The 13,298-nt window shown below is 52.8% G+C and carries 11 protein-coding genes; 4 read left to right on the top strand and 7 right to left on the bottom strand.

Annotated features, from left to right (window positions below):
* The first annotated feature begins 123 nt into the window (after positions 1-123).
* Positions 124-633, top strand: a complete 510-nt coding sequence (gene sulA / locus OGX75_RS09135) for an SOS-induced cell division inhibitor SulA (protein ID WP_049008471.1) — start codon at positions 124-126, stop codon at positions 631-633.
* 355 nt (positions 634-988) lie between these two features.
* Positions 989-2,035: a porin OmpA gene (gene ompA, locus OGX75_RS09130; protein ID WP_047463714.1), complete on the top strand. Its 1,047-nt coding sequence runs from the start codon at positions 989-991 to the stop codon at positions 2,033-2,035.
* Positions 2,036-2,109: 74 nt separating this feature from the next.
* On the opposite strand, the gene matP is transcribed toward ompA, so the two are convergent.
* Complete coding sequence (gene matP / locus OGX75_RS09125) at positions 2,110-2,562, bottom strand: macrodomain Ter protein MatP (protein ID WP_286451640.1); 453 nt, start codon at positions 2,560-2,562, stop codon at positions 2,110-2,112.
* A gap of 185 nt (positions 2,563-2,747) precedes the next feature.
* Here matP and OGX75_RS09120 point away from each other — a divergent pair, with 185 nt between their 5' ends.
* Both OGX75_RS09120 and fabA read left to right on the top strand, forming a co-directional pair.
* Positions 2,748-4,508 (top strand): AAA family ATPase, encoded by a 1,761-nt coding sequence (locus tag OGX75_RS09120; RefSeq protein WP_286451641.1) that lies wholly within the window; start codon positions 2,748-2,750, stop codon positions 4,506-4,508.
* Positions 4,509-4,576: 68 nt separating this feature from the next.
* A complete protein-coding gene (fabA, locus tag OGX75_RS09115; protein ID WP_012132970.1) occupies positions 4,577-5,095 on the top strand; it encodes a bifunctional 3-hydroxydecanoyl-ACP dehydratase/trans-2-decenoyl-ACP isomerase in 519 nt (172 codons plus the stop codon).
* A 142-nt stretch (positions 5,096-5,237) separates the two neighbouring features.
* Here the strand turns inward: fabA and rmf are convergent, their stop codons facing one another.
* From rmf to rlmKL, 6 genes are all read right to left on the bottom strand, one after another.
* Positions 5,238-5,405 carry a ribosome modulation factor gene (gene rmf / locus OGX75_RS09110; protein ID WP_012905338.1) on the bottom strand — a complete coding sequence of 56 codons (168 nt, stop codon included), beginning with the start codon at positions 5,403-5,405 and terminating at the stop codon, positions 5,238-5,240.
* A 256-nt stretch (positions 5,406-5,661) separates the two neighbouring features.
* Positions 5,662-6,225, bottom strand: coding sequence for a membrane integrity-associated transporter subunit PqiC (gene pqiC, locus OGX75_RS09105; RefSeq protein WP_012132972.1), 564 nt, complete (start codon positions 6,223-6,225; stop codon positions 5,662-5,664).
* Positions 6,222-7,862, bottom strand: coding sequence for an intermembrane transport protein PqiB (pqiB, locus tag OGX75_RS09100; protein ID WP_047457720.1), 1,641 nt, complete (start codon positions 7,860-7,862; stop codon positions 6,222-6,224). The genes pqiC and pqiB overlap by 4 nt, the downstream gene beginning before the upstream one ends.
* Before the next feature lie 4 nt (positions 7,863-7,866).
* Complete coding sequence (gene pqiA, locus OGX75_RS09095; RefSeq protein ID WP_024130471.1) at positions 7,867-9,120, bottom strand: membrane integrity-associated transporter subunit PqiA; 1,254 nt, start codon at positions 9,118-9,120, stop codon at positions 7,867-7,869.
* A 14-nt stretch (positions 9,121-9,134) separates the two neighbouring features.
* Entirely contained in the window at positions 9,135-11,042 is a 1,908-nt protein-coding gene (locus OGX75_RS09090; RefSeq protein WP_130029225.1) for an ABC transporter ATP-binding protein, read from the bottom strand.
* A gap of 12 nt (positions 11,043-11,054) precedes the next feature.
* Positions 11,055-13,163: a bifunctional 23S rRNA (guanine(2069)-N(7))-methyltransferase RlmK/23S rRNA (guanine(2445)-N(2))-methyltransferase RlmL gene (gene rlmKL / locus OGX75_RS09085; RefSeq protein ID WP_047457726.1), complete on the bottom strand. Its 2,109-nt coding sequence runs from the start codon at positions 13,161-13,163 to the stop codon at positions 11,055-11,057.
* Between the last annotated feature and the right edge of the window lie 135 nt (positions 13,164-13,298).

Genomic DNA, 13,298 nt, shown 5'->3' with positions numbered 1-13,298 from the left:
GAATTTCATTTTTACGGTGACAACAGATAAAAATTGCGAGTCTGTTTCCGAAAATAGGGTTGATCTTTATTGGCGGCAGGGTTACTGTATATCCATACAGTAACTCACAGGGCTGGATTGATTATGTACACTTCAGGCTATGCAAATCGTTCTTCGTTGTTCTCTTCCACTGCGGGCAGCATTGCGCGCGTCTCTTCAGAGAACACCACCGCCGGGCTTATTAGCGAAGTGGTCTATCGCGAGGACCAGCCCATGATGACGCAATTACTGCTTTTACCGCTGCTGCAACAATTAGGTCAGCAATCACGCTGGCAGCTCTGGCTGACGCCGCAACAAAAGCTGAGCCGGGAATGGGTTCAATCTGCGGGGCTGCCTTTAACAAAAGTGATGCAGATCAGCCAACTTTCTCCATGCCATACGCTGGAGTCGATGATTCGCGCATTGCGGACGGGCAACTACAGCGTCGTTATCGGCTGGCTGGCGGATGAGCTTAGCGAAGAAGAACACACCCGGCTTGTGCAAGCGGCAGATGAGGGAAATGCGATGGGATTTATCATGCGTCCTGTGAGCGCACACGCTCATGCCACGAGACACCATTCCGGGCTAAAAATTCACTCAAATTTATATCATTGAGTGAAATTAGGATTTATCCTGGAATTTTTTTTCTGCTCTTTCATCTGCTCTGAAGCTTAATACTTTTTGTGTGTGAATGCTTGTCAGAAGCGGTTTCCGCGATTTTCGCTGAGCGATTTCTCAGCAGGAAATGTTAAATATTATGTATACAAGCCTTTTTTTTTCATATGCCTGACGGAGTTCACACTTGTAAGTTTTCAACTACGTTGTAGACTTTACATCGCCAGGGGTGCTCGGCATAAGCCGCAGATATCGGTAGAGTAACTATTGAGCTGATCCCCCGGTGAAGGATTTAACCGTGTTATCTCGTTGGAGATATTCATGGCGTATTTTGGATGATAACGAGGCGCAAAAAATGAAAAAGACAGCTATCGCGATTGCAGTGGCACTGGCTGGTTTCGCTACCGTAGCGCAGGCCGCTCCGAAAGATAACACCTGGTACACTGGTGCCAAACTGGGCTGGTCTCAGTTCCATGATGTTGGCAACAACCAGATCGACAACAACGGCCCGACCCATGAAAGCCAACTGGGTGCCGGTGCGTTCGGTGGTTATCAGGTAAACCCGTACGTTGGTTTTGAAATGGGTTACGACTGGTTAGGTCGTATGCCATACAAAGGCAACACTCAAAACGGTGCATTCAAAGCTCAGGGCGTTCAGCTGACTGCTAAACTGGGTTATCCGATCACTGACGATCTGGATGTCTACACCCGTCTGGGTGGTATGGTTTGGCGCGCAGACGCTCAGAACAACACTGGCTTCAAAGATCACGATACCGGTGTTTCCCCAGTATTCGCTGGTGGCGTAGAGTACGCTGTAACGCGTGACATCGCTACCCGTCTGGAATACCAGTGGACTAACAACATCGGCGACGCAAACACCGTTGGCGGTCGTCCAGATAACGGCCTGCTGAGCGTTGGTGTTTCCTACCGTTTCGGCCAGCAGGAAGAAGCAGCTCCGGTTGCTCCAGCTCCGGCACCGGCTCCAGAAGTACAGACCAAGCACTTCACTCTGAAGTCTGACGTTCTGTTCAACTTCAACAAAGCAACGCTGAAACCAGAAGGCCAGCAGGCTCTGGATCAGATGTACAGCCAGCTGAGCAACCTGGACCCGAAAGACGGTTCCGTCGTGGTTCTGGGCTTCACTGACCGTATCGGTTCCGACGCTTACAACCAGGGTCTGTCCGAAAAACGTGCTCAGTCTGTTGTTGATTACCTGATCTCCAAAGGTATCCCGGCTGACAAAATCTCCGCACGCGGTATGGGCGAATCCAACCCGGTTACTGGCAACACCTGTGACAACGTGAAAGCTCGCGCTGCACTGATCGACTGCCTGGCCCCGGATCGTCGCGTTGAGATCGAAGTTAAAGGCGTTAAAGACGTTGTAACTCAGCCGCAGGCTTAAGTTTCCGTCTAATAAAAAACCCCGCACTGCGGGGTTTTTTTCGTCTGAAACCAGAAGAAAGAAGAAACGAACCGCTACTCTTTCCCCAGTAATGCCTGCAAATCCTGCTTCAGGGTCGACATCTTGCTGGCGTATTTCTCTTTATGTTCCGCATCTTCAATCAACTGCACAATCGTTTCTGAAAGCGTTTTGCCACGTCGCTGCGCGAGTCCCGCCAGACGCTGCCAGACAATAAACTCCAGATCGATAGACTTCTTGCGCGTATGTTGATGCTCGGCATTAAAGTGTCGTTTACGCCGCGCTCGTATGGTCTGCTTCATACGGTTTAACAGCGCAGGATTCATATGCTCTTCAATCCAGGCATTTACCCGAATCGGTTCATTTTCGAGGGTTAGCAACAAATCAACGGCTTCTTTGGCAGCACTGGCTTCCACGTACCGGGTAATCAACTCCCCTTCGCGGTGCTTCTTCACCAGATACTTCCATTTCCAGCCGCTTTCAAGGTTTTCAAGTTGTTGATATTTCATTGCGCTCTCAACGTTACCGTGTAACTCCTATCAGAATATCAGTTTTTTGGGCATCTGAAGAAAAGAATATCCAGCCTGTGAACTCTCACGCGTCATCCTGCACGTTTACATTCGCTTTCCGCGTGTGCAGCGTTGCCTGTTACGGTATAATCGCGTTTTTTACAACAGACTAAAAAACCTCAACTTTGACCATTACGAAACTTGCATGGCGTGATCTGGTTCCTGATACCGACAGTTATCAGGAAATATTTGCACAGCCACACTTTACTGACGAAAGCGCCACCCTACTCAGCGATACTCAACCGCGACTGCAATTTGCGCTGGAACAACTTCTCCAGCCCTGGGCGTCGTCCTCTTTTATGCTGGCGAAAGCGCCGGAAGAGCCCGAGTATCTCACTCTCCTTTCTGATGCGGCCAGAGCGTTGCAAGCCGATGCCGGTCAGCTGACCGGGGGCCATTACGCAATTTCGGGCCATACCATCCGTTATCGTGCAGCAGAAAAAGCAGAAGACAATTTTGCCACGTTGGCGCAGGTTGTCAGCGCTGACTGGGTTGAAGCCGAACAGCTATTTGGCTGTCTGCGCCAGTTTAACGGCGAAATTACGCTGCAACCGGGTCTGGTGCATCAGGCTAACGGCGGCGTTCTGGTGATTTCCTTACGCACCCTTCTGGCGCAGCCGTTGCTGTGGATGCGTCTGAAGGCGATTGTCAGCCATAACCGATTCGACTGGGTCGCGTTTGACGAGTCGCGTCCGTTGCCGGTCTCTGTGCCGTCTATGCCGCTCAAGCTGAAAGTCGTGTTGGTCGGCGAACGTGAATCGTTAGCCGACTTCCAGGAAATGGAGCCGGAACTGGCTGAACAGGCGATTTACAGCGAATTTGAAGATAATCTGCAAATAGTGGATGCCGAAACCATGACCCAGTGGTGTCAGTGGGTTCAGCACACGCTTAAACGCAATAATCTGCCCTCGCCAACGCCTGATGCCTGGCAAGTGCTGGTACGCGAAGCCGTTCGCTACACGGGAGAACAGGACACGCTTCCACTGTGTCCGCTATGGATCTCCCGCCAGTTCAGAGAAGCTGCGCCGTTGTGCCAGGACGGGACATGCAGCGCCGAACAGCTCGCCCTGATGCTTGCCCAACGCGAATGGCGTGAAGGCTATCTTGCGGAGCGCATGCAGGACGAAATCCTGCAAGAGCAGATCCTGATTGAAACGGAAGGCGAGCGCATTGGTCAGATTAACGCCCTTTCCGTCATTGAATTTCCCGGCCATCCGCGCGCGTTTGGCGAGCCTTCACGTATCAGCTGCGTCGTTCATATTGGCGACGGTGAATTCACGGACATCGAGCGAAAAGCCGAGCTTGGCGGTAACATTCATGCCAAGGGGATGATGATCATGCAGGCTTTCCTGATGTCGGAACTACAGCTTGAACAGCAAATCCCGTTCTCCGCCTCGCTGACCTTTGAACAGTCCTATAGTGAAGTGGATGGCGACAGCGCCTCAATGGCAGAACTGTGCGCATTGATCAGCGCTCTGTCCAACGTGCCGGTTAATCAAAATATCGCGATTACCGGTTCCGTCGATCAGTTTGGACGCGCTCAGCCTGTTGGCGGCCTGAACGAAAAAATTGAAGGCTTTTTCACAATTTGTCAGCAGCGTGAACTGACGGGTAAACAAGGCGTTATTATTCCGGCAGCTAACGTAAGACACCTCAGCCTCCAGCCTGCGCTGTTGCAGGCCGTGGAAGAAGAGAAATTCAGCATCTGGGCAGTAGACGACGTAACAGACGCACTGCCGCTTCTGCTTAATCTGGTGTGGGATGGCGAAGGTCAGACAACATTGATGCAGACCATCCAGGAACGTATTGCCCAGGCTACACAACAGGAAGGACGTCATCGTTTTCCCTGGCCGCTACGTTGGCTAAACTGGTTTATACCGAACTGATCGGACTTGTTCAGCGTACACGTGTTAGCTATCCTGCGTGCTTCAATAAAATAAGGCTTACAGAGAACATGGTAGATAAACGCGAATCCTATACAAAAGAAGACCTTCTTGCCTCTGGTCGCGGTGAACTGTTTGGCGCTAAAGGCCCACAACTGCCGGCACCAAACATGCTGATGATGGACCGTGTCATCAAAATGACAGAGACTGGCGGTAACTTCGACAAAGGTTATGTTGAAGCTGAGCTGGATATCAATCCAGATCTCTGGTTCTTCGGATGCCACTTTATCGGCGATCCGGTTATGCCGGGCTGCCTGGGTCTGGACGCAATGTGGCAGTTGGTTGGATTCTATCTCGGCTGGCTGGGCGGCGAAGGTAAAGGCCGTGCGCTGGGCGTAGGTGAAGTGAAATTTACCGGTCAGGTTCTGCCAAGCGCGAAGAAAGTGACCTACCGTATTCACTTCAAACGTATCGTTAACCGTCGTCTGATCATGGGTCTGGCGGATGGCGAAGTTCTGGTTGATGGCCGTCTGATCTACACCGCCAACGACCTGAAAGTAGGTCTGTTCCAGGACACGTCAGCGTTCTGATCGCGGACATCTCCAGGTCTGATAAGCGTTGCCACAAGCGCGGCGTTATTGCCGGATGGCAGCGTAACCACGTTATCTGACCTGCCTGTAAAAAGGCGAAACCTCCGCACTGCGGAGGTTTCTTTTTTCTAAAGAGACAGAATCAGGCCATTACTACCCTGTCCGCCATGGCTTCTCGCCAACCTCCCAGCCAGTGCGACCTCTGATTCAGCGTCTGATAGGGACACATTTCTTTTGAGCGTCCGGCAATGCCGGCCTGATATCCACGTTGATGTGCCCGTTCCAGGCGATCTCGTTTTTGTCTCTTCATGCCTCGTTTCCCTCATCTTCATGTCTGGTGGAAAAGAAAACAGTGATTACGAAATGTGCAATCACAGTAAACGAATACCGCGAAAAAGTTGTCCCGTCAATGCGCAAAATTCACGCCATTGTCATATTTGTGAGCTACTCAATAAATCATTTGTACAAAAATTGTGAGCCAGAACAGCTATTTTCACCGGGCAGAAAAACAAAAAAACCGCCCCCGGCGACGTGCCGAAAGCGGTTAAATTTACAATATTTTTAACTTATGGTATTTGCTTCAGCGCCTGAGCGATAGCAGCGGCTTCCTGATTCCAGGCGGCTGCCAGCACCTTGACCATTTCGTCATACCCGTCCTGCTGCTGCGCGGTTTCGATGTGGAATGGGCGCTTAATCAACTGCCCCTGATGGTTCAGTAGCCACTCCCCGCTTACGATAACTTTGCCATCATAACGGCCATGAAATCCCGTCACCGTCACGTTAAGCGTATCCTGCACGCTGCCCAGCGGCTGTGAGGCAACCACCCAGCCCGGAAGCTGAGCGCTCAGATTCGCCACCAGCGTATTGCGCAACTGCTGGTCCAGCGGGCTGGCCCAAAGATTGTTACTCGCAATCACGTACTGCACATCACTGGTTTGATACACCACGCCGTTGCCCGCCAGGTAGTCCGGCACCGAAACCTGTTCCACCCACAATAAGCGGTTTCCCTGGCTTGCCGTACTCTGTACGCCCCCTTGCGCGACGGGTAGCTGGTAGTAGCTCTTGTTTTCTCCGCTACTGCTACATGACGTTAACCAGAACGCCATCATCACCACTAGCCACTTTTTCATTGTTTCGCCCTCTTCGGCTCTGGATCTTTCTTGTCCTTCGCTTCAAATACCAGCGCGTTGCTCTTTTCGTTCAGCGTTTTCAATACCGGTTGCAGTTCACGGAGAACCTGATCAAGACGCTGCATATCCGCCACCATCTTGTTATACGCCGCGGAGCCTGGCTGGAAGCCCTGCATGCTGCGGTTCAGTTCGCGCAAGGTGTTCTGCATATCCGCCGGAAGCTGCTGCATCGACTGGCTGGAGGTAATCTTGTTCATATTATCCAGCGTGGTTTGCAGATGCTTCATCGTCCGCTGGCTTTCCGACAGCGTATTGGTCGCCTGTTGAATCATCGGGTTCAGCGGCAGGTTATTAATTTTATCCAGCGCTTCCATCAGACGCTGCTGGATTTGCGCCAGACCGCCGCTTACCGTCGGGATGATCTGATAACCGTTAAACTCATGAATGCCCGTAATTGGCGGCTCTTTCGGATAGAAGTCCAGATCAACATACAGCGCGCCGGTCACCAGATTGCCCGTTTTCAGTGAACCGCGCAGGCCGCGTTTGAGCAGTTCGGCCAGATGCGCGCCGACATCCGTCTCTTCACCCAATTGTGCTTTCAGGCGTTCCGGCTCAATGCGTACCAGCACCGGAATACGGTAGTCAGTGTTAAACACCTGACGCATATTCGGCGCAAAGAAAGGCACTTTGCTGACCGTACCCAGGCGAATCCCGCGAAACTCCAGCGGTGCGCCCGGTTGCAGGCCGCGAATCGAATCTTTGAAGAACATCAGATAGTCGATGTGGTCGGTATACAGCGAATCCTGAATGCTTCGCTGATCGTCATACAGGCTGAAAGCGGTTTTTTCCGCAACCGGCTGCCCCAGTTCAAGCCCTTCCGGCACGTCAAAGCTCACGCCACCGCCAAACAGCGTGCTTAGCGATCCCATTTCAACCCGCATACCGGCGGAAGTCAGATCCACCGCGATACCGCTGTCCTTCCAGAAACGGACGTTGCTGGTCACCAGGCGATCGTTTGGCGCATTAATGAAGAGTTGATAACTGATGGAGCGTTTTTGCGGATCGAAGGTGCTGGTTTCAACCGAGCCAACGCGGTAGCCGCGGAAAAGCACCGGATCGCCCGGACTGAGCTGCCCGGCTTTTTTGCTGTCAAGAATAACGCGGATACCTTTCGCATCTGGCGGCGCCAGAGGTGGGGAATCCAGCAACTGGTAATCCTCCAGCCTGTTACCTTTCGTCCCCGGCTGCAACTCAATATAAGCCCCGGACAGCAACGTGCCTAAGCCGCTGATCCCTTCACGCCCGACCTGCGGTTTCACCACCCAAAAGACCGAATCTTTGTGCAGCAGTTTTTCCATGCCGGAATGCAGTCTGGCTTTGATCTCTACATGCGTAAGATCGTCGGTCAGCGTCGCGCTTTCCACCACCCCCACATCCACGCTACGGCTCTTGATGGTGGTCTTACCGCCTTCAATACCTTCGGCATTCGTGGTGATCAAGGTGACTTCAGGCCCCTGATGGCTGTAGTGATAAAACAGCACCCATGCCCCAATCAGCGCAGTGACGATAGGGAATATCCACACGGGAGACCAGTTTTTTACCTTCTGCACTTTGGCTTCCCCATTTTTAGATTCCATACTGTCAGGACTCCTCATGGCCTGGTTCAGGTTCACGATCCCACGACAGACGCGGATCAAAGGTCATCGCAGAAAACATTGTCATAATGACGACTAAAGCAAACATCAATGCACCCATCGCTGGATAAATATTCATTAACCCCCCCATGCGCACCAGCGCAGAGAGTACGGCAATTACAAACACATCAATCATTGACCAACGTCCAACAAATTCCACCACCTCATAAATCAGGTGCATTCTTTCACTGTCGCGTTTGCCATGCCCTTTCGCATCCCAGCACAGCCAGGCAATCGCAATCATTTTTAGCGTTGGCACCATAATACTGGCAATAAAAATAACCGCCGCCACCGGATAAGACCCTTCACTCCAGAGCAAAACGACCCCGGCGAGGATCGTAGAAGGCATCTTTGATCCCAATAAATCGGTGATCATGATCGGCATGATATTCGCGGGCAGATAAAGCATGATCGACGTAAATAACAGGGCCAGCGTCCATTGCAGGCTGTTTTTGCGTCGCACATGACCCTTTGCATGACAGCGCGGACACACTAATTCATTTTCCGGGAGAATGGCCGTACAGCAGGAGCAGGAACGCAGTCCCTGGCGGATGCCGGTAACGCCAGGTTTCAGCGGCTGCGCCAGCACAGGCATCGGCGTAATATCGTCCCATAACCAACGGCGATCGACGCACTGAAACGCGCGTAATTGCAGGATGCAGAAAAAGCACCACGGAATAAAACTGCTTCCAACCCCGATATCCCCGTAAGCCATCAGCTTAACAAAACTGACCAGCACGCCTGCGAGGAAGATCTCCGCCATTCCCCAGGTTTTTAGCTGGAACAGCACGCGCGCCAGAACCTTTTTCACACGTAGCGGCAATTCGACGCGATTCACAAGCAATAATATCGTCACCAGACAAAAAGCCGGAACCAGCTGGACAAACAGCAAAAAGAAGGTGCCAAGGCTGGCGTAATTTTCCGAAAACATGACGCCGGGGATTTCAAGCAGCGTAACTTCGCTCCTCACACCCGCGACGTTCATATTCACGAAAGGGAAAAGATTGGAAAGCAGCAGCATAAACAACGCCACTAACGAATAGGCGGTAGGACGCTGCCTTGGCGCGTCCCACTCGGTCGTCAGCGTTGTGCCACATCTTGGACATGCCGCTTTCTGCCCATGCTCAAGGTGGGGCAACGCCACCAGCATGTCACATTGCGAGCATAAAATGTGCTTCGCAGCATGATGATGTTCGCACATATGCGCTCCTTTAATTATGCGCCATTCTTCAAGGCTTCAAGATACTCCCAGCGCTCAAAGGCTTGTTCAAGTTCCTGCTCTGCGTGGCTCAAATCGGCCAGAACTTTTTGCGTATGATCATGCGGTTGGCTGAAAAAGGCGGCATCCGCCACCTGCGCCTGCAACGCTTCCAGTTTGGCCTCCAGCTCTTCCAGTAACTGGGGGAGCTGTTCCAGTTCGCGTTGCAGTTTATAGCTTAGTTTGTTACTGCCGCGCTTTACAATTTCTGCTTTCGGGGCAACCACTTCCTCAGTTTTCTTGACGACGGGTTGTTTAAACGCCAGATGCTGTTCCTGCTGACCACGCGCATCATGATATCCGCCGACATAGCGACCAATCTTACCGCCGCCCTCGAAGATCCAGCACTCGGTCACGGTGTTATCCACAAACTGACGGTCATGGCTCACCAGCAGGACAGTTCCCTGATAGCCGTCAATCAACTCTTCCAGCAGTTCCAGCGTTTCAACGTCCAGATCGTTGGTCGGTTCATCGAGAATCAGCAAATTGCTGGGTTTCAGGAACAAACGCGCCAGTAAGAGGCGGTTACGTTCTCCGCCAGACAGGGCGCGAACCGGCGTCATGGCGCGCTTAGGATGGAACAGGAAGTCCTGAAGATAGCCCAGCACATGACGCGGCTTACCGTTAACCAGCACCTCTTGCTTACCTTCAGCAAGGTTATCCATTACGGTTTTATCGGGATCCAGTTCCGCGCGATGCTGATCGAAATAAGCCACTTCCAGCTTCGTGCCGACATGAATACGTCCGCTGTCTGCCTGAAGCTGACCCAGCATCAGTTTCAGCAACGTGGTTTTCCCACAGCCGTTAGGGCCAATTAAAGCAATCTTGTCGGCACGCTGCACCTGCGCGGAGAAATCGTTTACCAGCTGCTTGCCATCAACCTGATAGCTGACATTTTCCATTTCGAAAACAATCTTGCCGGAGCGGGCCGCTTCTTCGACCTGCATCTTCGCCGTCCCCATCACTTCACGGCGTTCGCTACGCTCGCGGCGCATCGCTTTCAGAGCACGTACGCGACCTTCATTGCGGGTACGGCGCGCTTTAATACCCTGGCGGATCCAGACTTCTTCCTGCGCCAGTTTGCGATCGAACTCGGCATTCTGTAACTCTTCCACACGCAGGGCTTCTTCTTTCTCCAGCAGATACTGATCGTAATCTCCCGGATAAGAAACCAGTTTGCCGCGATCGAGATCGACAATGCGGGTAGCCATATTGCGAATAAATGAACGGTCGTGAGAAATGAAAATAATCGTCCCGTTGAAAGATTTCAGGAACGTTTCCAGCCAGTCGATCGTTTCAATATCCAGGTGGTTGGTCGGCTCATCCAGCAGCAATACGCGAGGGTTGCTGACCAACGCCCTGCCCAGCGCAGCTTTACGCAGCCAGCCGCCGGAAAGCGAAGAGAGCGCCGCGTTAGGATCGAGCCCAAGCTGCGCCAGCACTTCATTAATACGGTTTTCCAGTTGCCACAGGTTGTGGTGGTCGAGCTGTTCCTGCACTCGCGCCATCTCATTGAGATTTTTATCGCTGGGGTCGGTCATCACCAGGCGGGAAATATCGTGGTAACGTTTCAGGTATTCAGCCTGCTCCTCGATCCCTTCCGCAACGAAATCATAAACGCTGCCTTCGACATTACGCGGCGGATCCTGTTGCAGACGCGCGACGATCAGATCCTGCTCGTAAATGATGCGTCCGTCATCCAGTCCCTGTTCGCGGTTGAGGATCTTCATCAGCGTTGACTTCCCGGCGCCATTACGGCCCACCAGGCACACGCATTCGTTATCCTCGATATGCAGCTCTGCGTTATCGAGAAGCGGCGCGTCGCTAAACGACAGCCATGCGCCATGCATACTGATTAATGACATTTACTTTTCCTTTCAGGCTGCGGTAATCAGCCAGCAGTTGTGGATCTGACGATTACGGGCAAAGTCCTGAGAAAGCGTTTTTTGCGTAATTTCTTGTGCTTTCAGTCCCAGCGCCGCCAGGCCATCCAGATCCATACGGAATCCGCGTTTGTTGTTGGAGAACATGATCGTGCCGCCTTTGCGCAGCAGACGTTTCAGATCTTTCATTAACACCAGGTGATCGCGCTGCACATCAAACGACTCGTCCATCCGTTTTGAGTTGGAGAACGTCGGCGGATCGATAAAAATCAGATCGAACTGTTCATTCGCCTCACGCAGCCAGCCCAGGCAATCGGCCTGAATCAGGCGGTGCGCACGGCCGCTCAGCCCGTTCAGACGCAGGTTGCGTTCAGCCCACTCCAGATAGGTACGCGACATGTCCACCGTAGTGGTGCTGCGTGCGCCGCCCAGCCCCGCATGTACGCTGGCGCTGCCGGTATAGGAGAACAGGTTAAGGAAATCTTTGCCTTTGCTCATCTGACCCAGCATCCGGCGCGCAATACGGTGATCGAGGAACAGACCGGTATCAAGATAGTCGGTCAGGTTAACCCATAAACGCGCGTTATATTCGCTGACTTCAATGAACTCACCTTTCTCGTTCATCTTTTGATACTGGCTTTTGCCTTTCTGGCGCTCACGGGTTTTTAACACCAGTTTATTCGGCGCAATCTCCAGTACCAACAGCGTGGCGGCGATGATGTCGAACAGACGCTGACGCGCTTTCTGCGCATCAACCGTTTTCGGCGGCGCATATTCCTGAATCACCACCCACTCGCCGTAGCGATCGACCGCCACATTGTATTCCGGCAGATCGGCATCATACAGGCGATAGCATTCGATCCCTTCCTGGCGCGCCCATTTCTCCAGCTTCTTAATATTTTTGCGCAGGCGGTTGGCGTAATCTTCCGCCACCGTCGCAGGCTTGCTGTCTGGCGTTTTTTCCGCCAGATGATAGTTTTTCTGCACGCAGTCCAGCGGGCCGTTTTTGGCTTTGAATTGCTTATCCGCGCGCAGTTGCAGGCAGTTCAGCAGATCCGGCGAGGCGCTGAACAGCGACAGGCTCCAGCCGCCGAACTGATTTTTCATGGTGCGCCCCAGCAGGCTGTGCAGCGCAATCAGCGCCGGTTCGCTGTCCAGACGCTCACCATACGGCGGGTTGCTGATTACCGTACCGTACGGCCCTTTCGGCAGCGGGTTGCTCAGTTGGGCGACATCTCTTACCTCGAAGGTAATCAACTCACCGATGCCTGCGCGACGGGCGTTGCTGCGCGCACGTTCAATCACGCGGGCATCGCTGTCAGAACCATAAAAATGCGAGCTATATTCCGCAAGCCCTTTACGGGCGCGGGTTTGCGCTTCTGCTTTGACTTCCTGCCAGATAGCCTCATCATGCTGCGCCCAGCCGCTAAAGCCCCAGTGACCACGATGCAGACCCGGCGCGCGATCGGTCGCCCACATTGCGGCCTCGATCAGCAGCGTACCGGAACCACACATCGGGTCGAGCAGCGGCGTTCCCGGCTGCCAGCCGGAACGCATCACGATGGCCGCCGCCAGCGTCTCTTTAATGGGCGCCAGACCGGTACGATCGCGATAGCCGCGCAGGTGCAGGCCATCGCCGCTCAGATCGAGGGCAATGCTGGCAGTGTCTTTGTTCAGCCAGACGTTAACGCGAATATCTGGAGATTCACGATCGACATTAGGACGCGGCAGGTTTTTACGCGTGAACGCATCAACAATCGCATCCTTTACTTTCATTGCACCATACTGGCTGTTGCGAATGGTGTCGTTCAGCCCACTAAAATGCACGGCAAAGGTGGCGTCTGGATTAAAAATCTCTGTCCAGTTGATTGCCTGCACGCCGAGGTACAGGTCTAAATCGCTGTAGACCTTGCACTCTCCCATCGGCAGCATAATGCGCGAGGCCAGGCGGCTCCACATTAAACTCTGGTACACAAGCCGCGTGTCGCCCTGAAAATGGACACCACCCTGAACCACCTGGCAATCCGCAGCGCCCAGGTTTTCAAGTTCAGTTTTTAACAGCTCTTCCAGCCCGCGGGCCGTACTGGCAAACAGAGAATTCATATTGTCACTTTTACTCTAAGAAAATTGCTGCGCATTATACACAAAATCTTTCGCGTTGCCTCGCAGCGACAAGCGTGAAGGATGGGGCTTATATAGCTAATCTGGCGCTCATGTCATAAGATTGAAAGCTTATTT

The sequence above is a fragment of the Citrobacter sp. CK199 genome, assembly GCF_030333285.1.
GTDB lineage: Bacteria > Pseudomonadota > Gammaproteobacteria > Enterobacterales > Enterobacteriaceae > Citrobacter_B > Citrobacter_B koseri.
The sequence above is the reverse complement of the archived record's forward strand: the minus strand, read 5'-3'. Positions and strand labels throughout refer to the sequence as shown.